The sequence below is a fragment of the Thermus igniterrae ATCC 700962 genome (assembly GCF_000376265.1).
GTDB classification, from domain to species: domain Bacteria; phylum Deinococcota; class Deinococci; order Deinococcales; family Thermaceae; genus Thermus; species Thermus igniterrae.
Genome location: NZ_AQWU01000068.1, coordinates 70,248 through 84,654, shown reverse-complemented (window position 1 = coordinate 84,654; position 14,407 = coordinate 70,248). Strand labels below are relative to the sequence as shown.

General features: G+C 69.5%; 14 protein-coding genes and 3 tRNA genes. 3 read left to right on the top strand and 14 right to left on the bottom strand.

The genetic code is table 11. The features are described from left to right. On the bottom strand, positions 1 to 237 hold a 237-nt coding region (locus B128_RS0109115), incomplete at its 3' end, for a hypothetical protein (protein ID WP_018110316.1). Positions 238 to 580: 343 nt separating this feature from the next. Here B128_RS0109115 and glmS point away from each other — a divergent pair. After that, positions 581 to 2,395, top strand: a complete 1,815-nt coding sequence (glmS, locus tag B128_RS0109110; protein ID WP_018111964.1) for a glutamine--fructose-6-phosphate transaminase (isomerizing) — start codon at positions 581 to 583, stop codon at positions 2,393 to 2,395. Between the two features lie 47 nt (positions 2,396 to 2,442). Here the strand turns inward: glmS and B128_RS0109105 are convergent, their stop codons facing one another. The 6 genes from B128_RS0109105 to B128_RS0109080 all read right to left on the bottom strand — a co-directional run bounded on the left by B128_RS0109105 (position 2,443) and on the right by B128_RS0109080 (position 6,593). Continuing rightward, positions 2,443 to 4,014, bottom strand: a complete 1,572-nt coding sequence (locus tag B128_RS0109105) for an HD domain-containing phosphohydrolase (protein ID WP_018111963.1) — start codon at positions 4,012 to 4,014, stop codon at positions 2,443 to 2,445. A 5-nt stretch (positions 4,015 to 4,019) separates the two neighbouring features. Then, positions 4,020 to 5,240 carry a DUF4127 family protein gene (locus B128_RS0109100; RefSeq protein WP_018111962.1) on the bottom strand — a complete coding sequence of 407 codons (1,221 nt, stop codon included), beginning with the start codon at positions 5,238 to 5,240 and terminating at the stop codon, positions 4,020 to 4,022. 4 nt (positions 5,241 to 5,244) lie between these two features. After that, positions 5,245 to 6,222 carry a thioredoxin-disulfide reductase gene (trxB, locus tag B128_RS0109095; RefSeq protein ID WP_026175150.1) on the bottom strand — a complete coding sequence of 326 codons (978 nt, stop codon included), beginning with the start codon at positions 6,220 to 6,222 and terminating at the stop codon, positions 5,245 to 5,247. Between the two features lie 119 nt (positions 6,223 to 6,341). Continuing rightward, positions 6,342 to 6,417 (bottom strand) — tRNA-Glu (locus tag B128_RS0109090). A gap of 21 nt (positions 6,418 to 6,438) precedes the next feature. Further along, a tRNA-Glu gene (locus B128_RS0109085) sits at positions 6,439 to 6,513 on the bottom strand. A gap of 6 nt (positions 6,514 to 6,519) precedes the next feature. Next, positions 6,520 to 6,593 (bottom strand) — tRNA-Gln (locus B128_RS0109080). Positions 6,594 to 6,671: 78 nt separating this feature from the next. Between B128_RS0109080 and B128_RS0109075 the strand changes: the two genes are divergently transcribed. Further along, positions 6,672 to 7,271 (top strand): hypothetical protein, encoded by a 600-nt coding sequence (locus tag B128_RS0109075; protein ID WP_018111960.1) that lies wholly within the window; start codon positions 6,672 to 6,674, stop codon positions 7,269 to 7,271. Further along, positions 7,268 to 8,965: a hypothetical protein gene (locus B128_RS0109070; RefSeq protein ID WP_018111959.1), complete on the top strand. Its 1,698-nt coding sequence runs from the start codon at positions 7,268 to 7,270 to the stop codon at positions 8,963 to 8,965. The genes B128_RS0109075 and B128_RS0109070 overlap by 4 nt, the downstream gene beginning before the upstream one ends. Here B128_RS0109070 and fmt read toward each other — a convergent pair. From fmt to zapE, 7 genes are read right to left on the bottom strand one after another with little or no spacing between them, the layout of a single operon-like run. Continuing rightward, positions 8,962 to 9,876 (bottom strand): methionyl-tRNA formyltransferase, encoded by a 915-nt coding sequence (fmt, locus tag B128_RS0109065; protein ID WP_018111958.1) that lies wholly within the window; start codon positions 9,874 to 9,876, stop codon positions 8,962 to 8,964. The two genes, B128_RS0109070 and fmt, sit on opposite strands and share 4 nt — an antisense overlap. Beyond that, positions 9,873 to 10,448: a peptide deformylase gene (gene def, locus B128_RS0109060; RefSeq protein ID WP_018111957.1), complete on the bottom strand. Its 576-nt coding sequence runs from the start codon at positions 10,446 to 10,448 to the stop codon at positions 9,873 to 9,875. Before def ends, fmt begins: the two co-directional genes overlap by 4 nt. A 5-nt stretch (positions 10,449 to 10,453) precedes the next feature. Then, complete coding sequence (locus tag B128_RS0109055) at positions 10,454 to 11,269, bottom strand: CdaR family protein (RefSeq protein ID WP_018111956.1); 816 nt, start codon at positions 11,267 to 11,269, stop codon at positions 10,454 to 10,456. Beyond that, the gene (gene cdaA, locus B128_RS0109050; protein ID WP_018111955.1) at positions 11,262 to 11,975 is read right to left on the bottom strand and encodes a diadenylate cyclase CdaA; all 714 of its coding nucleotides are present in this window, start codon (positions 11,973 to 11,975) and stop codon (positions 11,262 to 11,264) included. The genes B128_RS0109055 and cdaA overlap by 8 nt, the downstream gene beginning before the upstream one ends. Before the next feature lie 2 nt (positions 11,976 to 11,977). After that, positions 11,978 to 13,120 carry a phosphopentomutase gene (locus B128_RS0109045; RefSeq protein ID WP_018111954.1) on the bottom strand — a complete coding sequence of 381 codons (1,143 nt, stop codon included), beginning with the start codon at positions 13,118 to 13,120 and terminating at the stop codon, positions 11,978 to 11,980. Next, entirely contained in the window at positions 13,121 to 13,372 is a 252-nt protein-coding gene (locus B128_RS0109040) for a hypothetical protein (RefSeq protein WP_018111953.1), read from the bottom strand. 9 nt (positions 13,373 to 13,381) lie between these two features. After that, positions 13,382 to 14,353 (bottom strand): cell division protein ZapE, encoded by a 972-nt coding sequence (gene zapE / locus B128_RS0109035; protein WP_018111952.1) that lies wholly within the window; start codon positions 14,351 to 14,353, stop codon positions 13,382 to 13,384. Positions 14,354 to 14,407 lie beyond the last annotated feature (54 nt).

The window sequence follows — 14,407 nt, the reverse complement described above, 5'->3', positions numbered from 1 at the left end:
TTCCATCAGGTCCTGGAGTGAGGCCTCCGTCTCGCGGTAGGTGAGGTGGAAGAAGGCGCGGAAGAGAAGGAGGGCCAGGTAAAGGGCGTGGCTGTAGCGCCAGGGGCGGCCCCGCTTGCCTTTGGGGGTGGGAGGGGCCACCTCCCGGGCCAGGCGCAGGCAGTGTTCCAAGACCTCCTTGGGGCTTGCCTCCCTGCGAAGGAAGCCTCGCTTGCCCATCAGGAGAGAGATATACACCCGTCCTCCTGACCTTTGCAAGGCAAGCCCAGCACCGGGCCTTAAGATTCTGCTATACTCCCCCGGGAAAGGGGGTGGGAAGCCGGAGGAGAAAACCGCACGCGGAGGGAAGGAAGGCGGGAAGCGCAGGGGGCCCCATGGGCCTGACGAGGTGGCGGACCCCGAAGAGGGGATAACCGGGAAACCGGGAAAGATCGAGGAATCCGCGGATGCCGCCCGGGGTGTGCCCGCCCCGCCCGCCTGAGCAAAGCCCGAGGGAAAGCCCGCAGGGACGGGACAACCAAAGGGCAGGGCGTCAACAGGGGTTAGCGCGGAGCCTCAGGGGCTCCTCAAGGGGTTATGCATGTGCGGAATCGTGGGTTACATTGGCTTCAGGAACGCCACAGACGTGCTTTTGGACGGCTTGCGCAGGCTGGAGTACCGGGGGTACGACTCCGCCGGGGTGGCGGTGCGGACCCCCGAGGGGCTTAGGGTGGTGAAGCGCGCGGGGAAGCTTTCCGCCCTGGAGGGGGCTCTGAAGGAGGGGCACCTGGAGGGGCCCTTGGGCATCGGCCACACCCGCTGGGCCACCCACGGGGCCCCCACCGACCCCAACGCCCACCCCCACACCACGGAGGACGGGAGGATCGCCGTTATCCACAACGGCATCATTGAGAACTACCTGGAGCTTAAAGAGGCCCTCCAGGCCCGGGGCCACCGCTTCACCTCGGAAACCGACAGCGAGGTCCTGGCCCACCTGGTAGAGGAAAAGTACCGGGGAGACCTCTTCCTGGCCCTGCGGGAGGCCCTGAAGGAGGTGCGGGGGGCCTACGCGGTGGTGGTGGCCCACGAGGACCACACGGAGATCGTGGCCGCCCGGACGGTGAGCCCCCTGGTCATCGGCCTGGGGGAGGGGGAGAACTTCCTGGCCTCGGACGTGCCCGCCCTTTTGCCCTACACCCGGCGGGTCATCTTCCTGCACGACGGGGACCTGGCCCGCATCACCCGGGAAGGGGTGGAGGTCACGGACCTGGAAGGGAACCCCGTGGAGCGGGAAGTGGTGGAGGTTGACTGGACCCTGGAGGCCGCCGAGAAGGGGGGCTTCCCCCACTACATGCTCAAGGAGATTTACGAGCAGCCCTGGGTGCTGGAAAACACCCTGGGAGGCCGGCTCCGGGAAGAGGTGGGGGACGTGGACCTGGACCTCTCCCTGGACCCTAAGGAGGTGGAAAGGGTCCACCTGGTGGCCTGCGGCACGGCCGCCTACGCCGGCTGGTACGGGAAGTACCTCCTGGAGATCCTGGCCCGGGTGCCGGCGGAGTGGGACGTGGCCAGCGAGTACCGCTACCGCGACCCGGTGGTGGACGAAAGGACCCTGGCGGTGGCCATCAGCCAGTCGGGGGAGACCATTGACACCCTGGAGGGCATCCGCGAGGCCAAGCGCAAGGGGGCCCGCACCCTGGGGGTCATCAACGCCAAGGGCTCCAGCATCACCCGGGAGGTGGAGGATGTCCTCTACATCCACGCGGGGCCGGAAATCGGGGTGGCCTCCACCAAGGCCTACACCGCCATGCTGGCGGCCATGGCCCTCCTGGCGGTGCGCCTGGGCCGGGCCCGGGGCACCCTGACCAAGGCAGAGGCCCAAGGGCTCATCCGGGAGATGCGCAAGCTCCCCCGCCTGGTGGAGGAAGTCCTGGAAAAGCGCCCCCTCATCGCCCACATCGCCGAGAAGTACCACCAGGCCCAGGACTTCCTCTTCCTGGGACGCCACGTCCAGGCCCCCACCGCCTACGAGGGGGCCTTGAAGCTCAAGGAGATCAGCTACATCCACGCGGAGGCCTACCCCGCGGGGGAGATGAAGCACGGGCCCATCGCCCTCATTGACGAGCACCTGCCGGTGGTGGTCCTGGCCACCCGGGGACCCCTCTACGAGAAGACCCTTTCCAACATCCAGGAGGTGCGGGCCCGGGGGGGGAAGGTCATCGCCCTGGCCACCGAGGGGGATGAGGAGATCCGCAAGCTGGCCCAGGACGTGGTCTACCTGCCCGAGGTCCATCCCCTCCTCTACCCCATCGTGAGCGTGGTGCCCCTGCAGCTTCTGGCCTACGAGGTGGCGGTGCTTCTGGGGCGGGACGTGGACCAGCCCCGGAACCTGGCCAAGAGCGTGACGGTGGAGTAAGGCCTTTCCGAAAGGCGGCTGAGCCCCTGGCAGGACTCGCCAGGGGCTCAGCTTAGGAGTTCCAAAAAGGCCGCCACCACCTTGGGGTCCAGGCCCTTGCCCGCCAGGGCGCGCAGTTCCTTTTGGGCCTCGAGGGGGGTCCAGGCCCGTTTGTAGGGGCGTTCGGAGATGAGGGCATCGTAGACGTCCACCACGGCGAAGATGCGGGCCTCGAGGGGGATGGCCTCCCCCTTGAGGCCCTTGGGGTACCCGGAGCCGTCCCAGCGCTCGTGGTGGTAGAGGACCACGTTGAGCGCCGTTTTGGGCAGGAAGGGAAGGCTTTTCAAGATTTCTAGACCCACCTCGGGATGGGTCCTGACCACCCGCCACTCCCCGGTGGAAAGGGCGGCCGGTTTGCGCAGGATCTCGTCGGGAAGGGCCAGCTTGCCCAGGTCGTGGAAGTAGGCCCCCAGGCGGAGGCCCTCGAGGTCCTGGAAGCCCAGGGCCTCCCCCAGGCGCAGGGAAAGCTCGGCCACCCGCTCCACGTGCCCCTTGGTCTCCAGGTCCCGGTACTCCAGGACCCGGGCCAGGGCCTTGAGGGCGGCCTCCCGGGTGCGCCTCAGGGTGTGGAACTGAAAAAGCCGCTCCAGGGCCTCCTCCAGCCGCCGGGCCACCAGCCTTAAGAGGGCCTCATCCTCCGGGCGGTAGGGAATCCGCTCGCCAAAGGAGCCCAGGGCCAAAACCCCGTAGCGCCGCCCCTCCGGCCGGATGGGCACCAGCAGGGCCGAGCGCAGGCCGCTTTCCGCATAGGGCTTCAGGGCCCCGGGGAAGCGGGCGTAGTCCTCCACGTACACCGGCCCCTCCCAAAGCCGGGGATGGCCCAAAAGCCCCTGGCCGAAGCGGATGGGATGCTCCTCGTAAAGCCGGGGGAAGTCCGGAGGGTAGCGTCCGGAGATGACCGCAGGGCGCACCTGCCCCTCTTGGAAGAGGTAAAGCGCCCCCCCGTGGTAGGGAGTGAGGCGCAGGAGGGTATCCAGGGCCTCCTGGGCCATGGCCATGGGCTCCCGGGCGCTCTCCAGGGCCAGGGTGAAGCCCAGGAGGGCCTTTTGCCGCTCAGCCTCCGCCTGGGCGCGCTCCAGGGCGGCGATGCGCCCCAGGACGAGCCCCGCGGCCTCGGCCACCGCTTGCACCCAGAAGCGTTCCTCGGGCAGGATCTCCCCCGCACCCCCGGCGGTGTCCATGGAGAGCACCCCCAGGATGCGCCCCTCGGGGTCCCGCAAGGGCACCCCCAGGTAAATCCCGGGTTCGCGCCGGGAGCGGAGGAAGACCGCCCGCGGGTCCTGGGAGACATCGGGGACGAAAAGGGGCTCGCCCCTTTCCATTACCACCCAGGAAAGGCCCTGGCCCCGGGGCAGACGGAAGCCGATCTGGTCCCGGGAAAGCCCCTCGGCGGCCACCAGCTCCAGGGCGTCCTCCTCGGGGCGGTGGAGGAAGAAGAGCACGGAAACCGCCCGGGTGTTGGCCTTCACCGTCTCCACCACCCTCCGGTAGACCGCCTCCCGGCGCTCCAGGGGGGCCAAAAGGCGCCAGGCCTCGGTGAGGGCCTGAAGCCGCTTTAGCTCCAACACCTGGGGGGTCACGTCCTCTACTCTAGCAGATGAGGCGGGCGCAAAAGAAAGACCAAGTCCAGACGGGCCTCGGCCTCAAAGGCCCGGCCCCAGGGGAAGGCCAGGCCGCGGAGGTCCACCCGGTGCCCTTCCAGCTCCCTATGGGGCCAAAGCTCCCCCACCCCTTTTGCCCCAGGAGGCAGGGGCTCGGAGAAGCGGGCCCGCACCCAGGGGCGGCCCACCTCCCCCCACCAGTAGGCGAAGTAGGCCTCGGCCAGGCGGGCCAGCCGGCCCCCAGGGTCGTCCAGGAAAAGCCCCCCCTGGGCCAGAGTGGCCCCCAGGTTGTTGGCCGGGGTGCCGAAGCTGGCGTAGGCGGCCAGCCTGGGGTATAGGCCGAGAGCCTCCAGATAGGCCATGAGCCCGGGATCCCCCCGGTTCACCTGGGAAAGGTCGGCCAGGGCCACGGGGTGGCGGGCCATGAGCCTGAGGAGGTCCAGGGTGGCCCTCCTGGCGTCCCCTCCCCCGTGGAGGTAGAGGACCAGGTCTGGCCCCTCCCCCAGGCCCACCTCCCGGGCGGCGGCACTACGGAGGAGCCTGGCCACGGTCTCCCCTAAAGGAATGCCCTCGTAGGGGGTCACCCGCTCCTCAAGGTTCCCTTCCCCATAGACCACCGCCACCCGCAGGCCGGGCCTCAGGGCCCTCAGGAGGAGGACCTGCCCCGCCTCATCCGCCCCGGGGCGGCTTGGGTAGGGCAGGGCCTGGGCCTCCTTTGGGGCCGGGGAACCCCTGAGGGCATCGTCCCAGACCACCTCCAGATGGACCCCCGGCAGGGTGGACCAGGGGGCGAGGGTCTCGAGGACCGCCAGGTTGCGCCCCCGCTGGGTGGCATCCCAGCGGGGCACCACGGCGAAGAGGAAAAGCTCTCCCCCATGCGCTGCCCTCCAGAGGAGGAGGGGCTCCAGCCGGGCCAGGGCCTCCCCCGGGGCCAGGGGCAGGTGGCGGCTTTGGAGAAGCCCCCCGTAGGCCAGGGCGTCCAGGCTGGCCACGAGCCTCTCCCCCGGGGTGGCGCGGAGCCAGGCCTGAAGGGCCTCCAGGTCCGCCCCCATGGGCCCCCGGTAGGCCTCCCTGGGGGGACAGAGGACCGGGCCCCAGGTGCAAGGGGCCCAGTTGGGCGGCCGGTCGTCCAGGGGAAGGTAGAGGGTCTGGGCCAGGGCCAGGCCCAGATGGAGGAGGGCCCAGACGTACCTTCCCCAGCCCACGGCCTCAGTGGCCCACCGCCGCGGCCTCCTCCGCCAGGTAGCGCTCGGCCATCATGGCCGCCCGGGTCCCCGCCCCCACGCTGGTGGTGAGCTGGCGGTAGATGGGGTCGGCCACGTCCCCCGCGGCGAAGATGCCGGGCACCGAGGTGAAGACCTCATCGCGCACGGCCACGTACCCATCGGGACGGAGTTCCACCACCCCCTTGAGGAAGGCGGTGTTGGGCTCGTGGCCGATGAAGACGAAGACCCCGTCCGTGGGGTAGACGTACTCCTCCCCCGTCTTCAGGTTCCGCAACCGGACCCCCGTGACGCTATCCTCCCCCAGGATCTCGGTGACGATGTGGGAGAAGAGGAAGTGCATCTTGGGGTTCTGGAAGGCCCGGGCCTGGGCCACCTTGTTGGCCCTGAGCTCATCGCGGCGGTGGACCAGGGTCACCTTGCGGGCGAAGCGGGTGAGGAAGAGGCCCTCCTCCACCGCGGCGTCCCCCCCGCCCACCACCACCACCTCCTTGTCCCGGTAGAAGAAGCCGTCGCAGGTGGCGCAGGTGGAAACCCCCCGGCCGTAGAAGCGCTCCTCCCCCGGCACCCCCAGCTTGCGGGGGTTGGCCCCGGTGGCCAGGATGACGGCGCGGGCCCGGTAGGCGCGCTCAAACCCCCGCACCAGGAACCCCCCCTCTTCCCGCTCCAGGCCCAGGACCTCGTCCATGACGATGCGGGCCCCAAACTTCTCCGCCTGCTGCACCATGCGGCTGGCCAGCTCGGGCCCGGAGATGCCCTCGGGAAAGCCGGGGTAGTTCTCCACCTCGTCGGTTTGGGCGATCTGTCCCCCGGGAAGTCCCTTCTCCACGATGACCGTCTTGAGCTGGGCGCGGCCCGTGTAGATGCCGGCGGTGAGGCCCGCAGGCCCTCCGCCCACGATGACCACATCGTAGCGCTCCTCCTGTGCGCTACTTCCCGCAAGCCCTGCCAGGGTGAACTCCATGGGCGCCTCCTTTTCCTCCACGTTACACCCCCCTATACCAGGAGGGGGTATATGGCAAACCCAGTCTGCCGGAAAAACAGGCAAGCGTCAAGGAGAAAAAGGGCAATCCGAGCCGCTTCTGGTGACCCCAGGGGGATTCGAACCCCCGTCTCGGCCTTGAGAGGGCCGTGTCCTAGGCCTCTAGACGATGGGGCCATGCGCGGCTCGGACTGCTTGTGGTGACCCCAGGGGGATTCGAACCCCCGCCGCCGCCTTGAAAGGGCGGTGACCTAACCACTAGTCGATGGGGCCAGAGTTTGGCTGGGGTGCGTGGACTCGAACCACGACCGGCGGATCCAGAGTCCGCTGTCCTGCCGTTAGACGACACCCCAGCGGCGGGTGCCCGATCCCTCGGGCACTGGATATGGTACACTCTGAGGGGCAGATTGGCAAGCCCCTGGGTGCACCCTATGGAGGAAAGCCTTTTGCAGATCCTAAGCCGCTATATCTCCCCCCGGGCCGCACAAAACCTGCTGGGACGGGCCCTGGCCCAGGAGACCCCCAGGAGCCCGGGCGCCTGGGTGAGGCTTATTGAGGGGACCCTCTGGCCGGAGCTGGGCCGTCTCCTCCCCTTCCGGGAGATGCCCCCGGAGCTCAAGGCCCTGGTGCGGGAGCTCAAAAGCCTGGCCGCGGCCCAGGCCTCGGAGATGGCCGAGGAAGAGGAGGAGGAGGAGTTGCTCCAGGAGGTGGTGGACCTCGAGGACCCCACCGCCCGGCAGAACCTGGCCCGCCGGCTGGCCCGGCTGGAAGGGGTGACGGGGGTGGTGGTGGCGGGGCCCGCCGGCAAGGAGGAGCTCTTCGCCGGGGAGCCCGTGCCCCTGGAGCTCGTCCACCTGCTCCTCCTGCGGCAGGGCTACGGGATCTTCTATGCGGTGCTGCAGGAAAGCGTGGTGGCCCTAAGGCCCCTCGCCCAGGGGTATGTGGGCCTCTTGGCGCGCAAGGAGACCAACGTAGGCCGCCTGCTCCACGGGCTCAGGCGGCTGGTGTCCATGGCGGAGGTCGGCGAATGAAAAGATGGCTTGCCCTGGTTCTGGTCTTTGGCCTCTTGGCCCTGGCTGCCCCCTTGCCCCAGGTCTACGACCGCCTGGAGGAGGCCCTGAAGGCCGTGCGCCTGGAAAACCCCACCCAGGCCTTGTCTGCCCTGGACCGGGCGCAAAGCCTCCTGCGCCAGGAGGGGGAGGGGCTTCCCCCCGTGCTGCGGGACGCGGTCCTGACCCACCTGCAGGACCTGAGGCAGGCGGTGTTGCGGAAGAGCCAGGCGGACCTCGAGGCCCGCCTTTTCCTGGTGCGCCACCTCATGGGCAAGGCCCTCTACGACGGCTTCTTCCAGGCCGCTCAGGGGGAAAAAGCCCCCTACCTCTCCCGCCTGGCCCGGGCCACGGGCCTCCCCTCGTCCCTCGTCCAAGGGGTCCAGGGCTTAGGGGCCGAGGAAGCCAGGCGCCGCCTCGAGGCCTTTTTCCTCCAGGCCATGAGCGAGGACCTGGGTAAGGCCCTAGGGGCGGCCTCGAGGCCCGAGGCCTACCTGGCCTTGGCCCGGGCCTACGCCCGCTTTTTGGTGGTCCAGGATAGCCCGCAAAGCACCTTGAAGGCCCAGGACTTCATCCAGGCCTTGGCCAAGGTTTCCTCGGGGGAGGCCTTCCGCCCCGAGGTGGAGCGGCTTCGGAACCAAGTGGCCGCCTGGCGCAAGGCCCTCCTGGCCCCGGCCCCCAAAGCCCAGGCCAGCCCCACGCCTGCCCCGGCCCCCGCCACATCCCCCACCGCCCCTGCGCCTTCCCCCACACCCACCGCACTCCCCAGTCCCTCCCAATCCGCCCCCACTCCCCCAGCGGACACAGCGCAGGCCAGCCCTCCTTCGGTGGAAACCTTCTACACCCCACCCTGGATGGACCGGGCCACGGCGGAGGCGGTGCGCCGCCAGGCCTACACTCTGGGCTACAACTACAACTTTGAACTGCTGGAAGCCCTAAACCAAGTGCAAGCGGAGGTGGGTCTCGCCATTGCCACTTTGGGGCGGGGAAACCTGGCGCAGGGAAGGTACCACCTGGACCGGGCGTTGTGGCAGTTCCGCGCCAACCTCGAGCCCGTCTTCGCCGTCATTGATCCCGCCCTTACGGACCAGGTTTCCCGCACCCTCGTGCACCTCTCAGGGGCCACGGGTATCCGAACCCTGGACGCCCTGGTGGTCTATGAGGCCCTTGAAGAGCTAAAACGAGCATTTGGGCAAGGACCCAGCCAAAACCCTTGGCTCTTCTTGAAGCTTTTCCTGGCACAAACGGCGGGGGTTCCCCGGGCGGTCTTCTTCCTCTTGGCCGCCGCCTTGAGCCTTTTTCCCCTTTACCTCATCCGCCTCACCTTCGGCGGGCGGAACGTGTACTGGAACCTCCTGGGCCTCGCCTTTCTCTTCCTCTTTTTGCCCATTCTGGCCGAAGGGCTTTCCTACTTCGGCTCGGTCATGGCGGACTACGGCAACCTTCCCTTCCTGGGTTTCCTTGCCAACCTTTCCATCGGTCAGGGCCTCATCCCCTACCTGGCCTGGGGGCTCACCGTGTTCCTGGTGGTGGCCTTCGCCGGGGCGGGGCTGAGGGGTATCGCCGCCCAGTTCGGCCTCCTGAAGGAGCGGGGGGAAGAGGTGGCGGCCACCACCGAGCGCCCCGCCACCACCTTGACCAGCGAAACCATCGTGGAGTGGGACGAGGAGTTTTAGCCGAGCCGGGTGCCCGGGGCCACCCCATAGCCCCGGGCCCAGTCGGCGGCGGGCATGGGGCGCCTGCCTTCCGGCTGGACCTGAAGGAGGCGGATAAGACCCTCCCCGGTGCCCACCAAAACCCCCTCCCGGTCCACCCCCTGCACCACCCCAGGCTCCCCCCGGCCAGGGTCGGGGCGCATCCTCAGCACCTTCACCCGCTTCCCCCCATGGAAGAAATAGCTACCCGGCCAGGGCTGCACCCCCCGGTGGCGGTTGAAGATGGCCTCTGCGCTTTCCCCAAAGCGGATATGTCCCTCCTCCTTGGTGAGGAGGGGGGCATAGGAGGGTTCGCCCTCCTGGGGGATGGGGGTAAGGTGGGGAAGGTCCTCCAGCACCCCCAAAAGGAGCTCAATCCCCTTGTCGCGAAGCCGCTCGGAAAGGGCCACGGCGTCCTCCTCGGGGAGGATCTCCGTGCGCCATAGGGCGTAGAGGGGCCCGGTATCCAGCCCCTCCTCGGTCTTCATGATGGCCACCCCGGTCTCCTTCTCCCCGTGGATGAGGGCCCACTGCACCGGGGCCGGCCCGCGGTACTTGGGCAGGAGGGAGGGGTGGAGGTTGAGGAAGCCATAGGGGGGGACCTCGAGGACCTCCTTGGGCAGGATCTTGCCGTAGGCGGCGGTGACCGCCACCTCGGGCCGGGCCTCCTTGAAGGCCTCCAGGAACTCCTGGTTTCCCCGAAGCCGGGCAGGCCGGAGGAGGGGAAGGCCGTGGTCCAGGGCGTACTGGGCCACCGGGCTGGGCTTCGGCTTTAAGCCCCGCCCCTGGGGCTTGTCGGGCTGGGTGACCACCAGGACCACCTGGTGGTGGCGGTGGAGGGCCTCCAGGACCGGGACCGCCCAGGCGGGGGTACCGAAGAAGGCCACCCTCATCGCCCGGCAAGCTCCCTGAGGAAGGCCTTGGCCTCCTTCTGGAAGCGGGCCAGCTCCTGACGGTGCTCCTCCAGGAAGGCCTCCCGCTTGGCCCGGGGGAGCCTTTCAAAGAAGAGGACCCCGTCCAGGTGGTCCATCTCGTGCTGGAAAACCCGGGCCATGTACCCCTCCAGCTCCAGGGTGCGCTCCCGCCCCTCCTCGTCCTGGTAGGCCACCCGGATGCGCTCCGCCCGGGGCACTTCCTCGGAGTAGAGGCCGGGGAGGGAGAGACAGCCCTCGGTGCCCTCCACCTGCCCCTCCTGGTGGAGGAGGACGGGGTTGGCCACCACGTAGACCCGGCGCACCAGGTCCCGCAGGGGACGCTCCTCCCCCTCGGGCTCGTCGGCGTACTCCACCGCCACGAAAAGCCGCTGGGAAAGGCCGATCTGCGGGGCGGCAAGCCCTACCCCCCGGGCCTCAAACATGGTCTCCAGCATGTCCTCGGCGAGCTTTTTCAGCCCGGAAAAGTCCTGGACGGGGCGCGCCTTCTTGCGCAGCACCGGGTCCCCGTAAAGGCGGATGGGGTAGATCATCCTGGCTATTCTAGCGCAAAGCGCGCCCTTCCCGAAACCTGCCCCAGGGTCCTCACCCCCGGGGGAAGGGCCAGAACCCAAGGGCCCGCCACCTCCCCCGGACGGAAGCCCCCCTGGGGCCTGCCCTCCACCTCCTCAAGGCCCTCCAGGGCCTCCCTGGGCCCCACCACCTCCACCGTCTTGGGGGTGTAGTCCACCACCCGGAGGCCCTGGGGCGGGCGGAGGACCAGGGGAACCTCCTTGCGGAAAAGGGGGGCCTCCCGCCCCAGGACGCGCACCTCCTTGGGGGAAAGCTCCACCCCGGCCAGGGGTCCCTGGGGGCCGAAGGCGGTAAGGGCCACGGTCTCCCCCCCCAGGTCCAGGCCCACCGCGGCCACCGCCTCCTCCACCCGGCTCCTGGGCCCCCGGGCCTCCACGAAGGCGGGCTCCGGGCGCACCCAGGCCCCTTGGGAAAGGACCTCCACGGGAAGGGTGCGGCTTAAGACCGCCTCCACCTGGCCCTCCACCCGGGCGGGGCGCACCTCCAGGACCTCCACCCCCTGGGGGACGGCCACCCGCACCTCCCGGGCGAAGGCCCCCTCGGCCCCCGAGAGGTCCAGGTAGGCGGAAACCGGGGGGCTTCCCTCCACCAGGGGGGCCGGCCCCCGGAGGCGCAGGAGGACCTCCCTGGGGACCCCCTCGGCGGTGCGCTCCGCCCCCAGCCCCACCACCTGGAGGGGCACGCTCACCGCCCGCTCCACCACCGGGGCCCGCTCCCTCAGGGAGTACCAAAGGGCCGCCGCCGCCAGCAGGGCCAGGAGGAAGCCCACCCCTTCACGCACGCCACACCTCCTTGAGCCTTTCCCGCAGGGCCTCGAGGGTAAGGGGCGGAGAGAGCCTCCCCCCCTGGGCCAAGCGGATGGCCCCCGTCTCCTCGCTCACCACCAGCACCAGGGCATCGGAGACCTCGGAAAGGCCCAAAGCCGCTCGGTGCCGCGTGCCCAGGCCCGTGTGGGCCTCGGAGAGGGGAAAGATGCACCCTGCGGCAAAGAGCCGATCCCCCCGCAGGATGGCCCCCCCGTCGTGCAGGGGGGTCCCGGGGTGGAAGACCGTCTGCAGGAGCCGGGCCGAAAGCCTGGCGTCCAGCACCTCCCCGCTCAGGGCGTACTCCCCCAAGGGGGTGCGCCTTTCCAGGGCGATGAGGGCCCCGTAGCGCCTCTCGGAAAGGCGGGAAAGGCCCAGGAGGAGCTCCTCCAGGGCCAGGGAGGGAGCCCGGGGCCCCTGGGCCCGGCCAATGCGCTCCAAAAGCCCCCTGAGCTCCGGCTGGAACACCACCATGAGGGCGAAGGCCCCCAGGGTGGCGGCGTTGCCCAGGAGCCAGGCCAGGGTGGAAAGGCCCAAAAGGCTCGCCAGGAACCAGACCAAAAGGTACACCAGGACCCCCCGGACCAGGTTCAGGGCCCGGGTGCCGGCCATGAGCCGCCAGAGGGAGTAGAAGAGGACGGCCACGAGGAGGATGTCCAGAAGGTCGCGCCAGGTAAAGGGCATGGCTAGAGGAGGCTCTTCCCCGGCCCCTCCCAGGGGACCCCAAAGAGCCTGGCCCAGGTGGCCCCCAGGTCGGCGAAGGTCTCCCGGGTACCCAGGTCCCCCTCCACCCCCGGGCCCACCCAGAGGAGCATCCCGTACTCCCGGGTGTGGTCGGTGCCGAAGAAGGTGGGGTCGTTCCCGTGGTCGGAGACCAGGAAGAGGTGGTCCTCGGGGCCCAGGGCCTGGAGGAGCCGGGGCAGGAAAGCGTCCACCTCCAGGAGGGCCCGGGCGTAGCCCTCGGGGTCGCGGCGGTGGCCGTACTTGGCGTCAAAGTCCACCAGGTTGGCGAAGAGGAGGCCGGAAAAGGACTCCCCCATGAGGGCCAGGGTCTTCTCCAGGCCGTCTTGGTTGTCCTTGGTCTTCACCTGGCGGGTGAAGCCCCGCTCCGCGTAGATGTCGGGGATCTTGCCCACCCCCACCACCTCCAGCCCCGCCTCCTTCAAGGCGTCCAGCACGTTCCTGGGGGGTTCCAGGGCAAAGTCCTTCCTGAGGTCCTCCCGGCGGTAAAACCCCCCGGGGGGGCCGGCGAAGGGCCGGGCGATGACCCGGGCCACCTGGTGCTCCCCCACCAGGAGCTCCCGGGCCACCTGGCACCAGCGGTAGAGCTCCTCCAGGGGGACCACCTCCAGGTGGGCCGCCACCTGGAAGACGCTGTCCGCGGAGGTGTAGACGATGGGGAAGCCCGTCTTCAGGTGGGCCTCCCCGTAGTCCCGGATGGCCTCGGTTCCGGAGTAGGGCCGGTTGAGAAGCCACCCCCCCACCCCGATCCGCTCCGCCCAGGCCTGAAGGAGCGCTTCGGGGAAGCCCTGGGGGTAGGTGCGGAAGGGGGCGTCCAGGTACACCCCCACGAACTCCCAGTGGCCGGTGGTGGTGTCCTTGCCCGGGTTCACCTCCCGCATGCGGCCGAAGGCGCCCCGGGGTTTGGGCCGGGGGAGGGTGTGCACCCCGGGCACCCAGCCCAGGCCCAGGGAGGCCAGGTGGGGAAGGGCCACCCCCGTCTTCAGCACGGTGTGGTCCAGGGTATCCGCCCCCTCGTCGCCGAAAAGGGGGGCGTCGGGGAGGTAGCCCAGGCCCACGGAGTCCAGCACCAGGGCAATGACCTTCATCTAGGAGCGAAGCCCCCCCTCCTCTTCCTCCTCCGCCAGGGCCACGATCTCCTCGGGGGTCATCTCGGAGAGGGCCCGCACCGCCTGGTACTCCTCCACCAGGCCCTGGATCTCCTCCATGGCCTCCTTGAGGGAAAGCTCCCCCTCCTGGTACTCCTCCAGGACCCCCTCTATGGCCTCGAGGATCCCCACCGCGGCGCTGGCCTGGGAAAGGGCCTGGGCTAGCTCGGAAAGCCTGTCGGCTAAGTCCATACCCCCATGCTACCCCAAAAGCTCCGCCAGCCGGGAAAGGGCCCGTCCGTACTTCTTGGCGAAGGCCCCGTGGCGGTAACTCTCGGGAAAGAGGGCCCTGAGGGGCACCCCTGAGGCCCGGAGGTCCAGGCCCAGGTTGTAGAGCTGGTCCACGAAGTGCACGAAGCGCAGGGCATCGTTCTGGTCGGGGATGGGCTCGAGGCCCTGGAGGTAGACCACCTGAAGCCCCTGGAAGAGGTAGCGGTAGCGGATGGGATGCAGGGTGCGCAGGTGGGCCAGGAGCTCGGGGAAGGCGTCCAGGCTCCTGGGCCTTTGGTCCTGGCGGTGGGCCTCCAGCAGGGCGGCGTCGGAGAGGGGGTTGGGCAGGTTTTCCGGGTCCCGGTGGCGGAAGTCCTCCCCCTCTATGCGCTCCACGGCGAAGCGCTTGGCCAGGCTCTGGATCTGGTGGCGGAACTGCTCGGCGTTGAACCGCCCCTCCCCCAGGGCCCCCGGGGGGGTGTTGGAGGTGGTGGCCACCCTCAGGCCCCGCTCCATGGTCAGGGCCAGGAAGTGGCTGGCCATCTGGGCGTTGCCGGGGTCGTCCAGCTCAAACTCGTCGATGAAGAGGTACCTCAGGCCGGCAAAGCGCCTGGCTCCCTCCCGCAGGCCCATGAGGCCCAGGGCGTAGGTGAGCTCCTCAAAGGTGAGGAAGGCCTTGGGAGCGGGGGCCTCGAGGTAGGCGGCCACCAGGAGATGGGTCTTGCCCACCCCGAACCCCCCGTCCAGGTAGATCCCCTGGGGGCCGGGAAGCCGGGGACGGAAAAGGCCCCGGGGACGGTCGTGCACCCATCTTCGCAGGCGCTCCTTGGCCAGGGCCTGGGAGGGGTAGCGGGGGTCGGGACGGTAGCTCTGGAAGGTGGCCCCACGGAAGCGGGGCGGGGGAACAAAGCTCTGGAGAAGCCCGGGCAGGTCCACCTCGGGGTGGCGGTCCACTAGGCGCATGGGGCCATTCTAGTCCGGGGTGTGGCGGGAGGCCCGGGCTCCAGGTACCATATA

Bases quoted from the DNA above. Each gene is read 5' to 3' on its own strand.
- B128_RS0109040 (WP_018111953.1), bottom strand. From the start codon at position 13,372: ATGGACTTAGCCGACAGGCTTTCCGAGCTAGCCCAGGCCCTTTCCCAG.
- cdaA (WP_018111955.1), bottom strand. From the start codon at position 11,975: ATGCCCTTTACCTGGCGCGACCTTCTGGACATCCTCCTCGTGGCCGTC.
- B128_RS0109070 (WP_018111959.1), top strand. From the start codon at position 7,268: ATGAAAAGATGGCTTGCCCTGGTTCTGGTCTTTGGCCTCTTGGCCCTG.
- fmt (WP_018111958.1), bottom strand. From the start codon at position 9,876: ATGAGGGTGGCCTTCTTCGGTACCCCCGCCTGGGCGGTCCCGGTCCTG.
- B128_RS0109045 (WP_018111954.1), bottom strand. From the start codon at position 13,120: ATGAAGGTCATTGCCCTGGTGCTGGACTCCGTGGGCCTGGGCTACCTC.
- trxB (WP_026175150.1), bottom strand. From the start codon at position 6,222: ATGGAGTTCACCCTGGCAGGGCTTGCGGGAAGTAGCGCACAGGAGGAG.
- glmS (WP_018111964.1), top strand. From the start codon at position 581: ATGTGCGGAATCGTGGGTTACATTGGCTTCAGGAACGCCACAGACGTG.
- def (WP_018111957.1), bottom strand. From the start codon at position 10,448: ATGATCTACCCCATCCGCCTTTACGGGGACCCGGTGCTGCGCAAGAAG.
- B128_RS0109075 (WP_018111960.1), top strand. From the start codon at position 6,672: ATGGAGGAAAGCCTTTTGCAGATCCTAAGCCGCTATATCTCCCCCCGG.
- zapE (WP_018111952.1), bottom strand. From the start codon at position 14,353: ATGCGCCTAGTGGACCGCCACCCCGAGGTGGACCTGCCCGGGCTTCTC.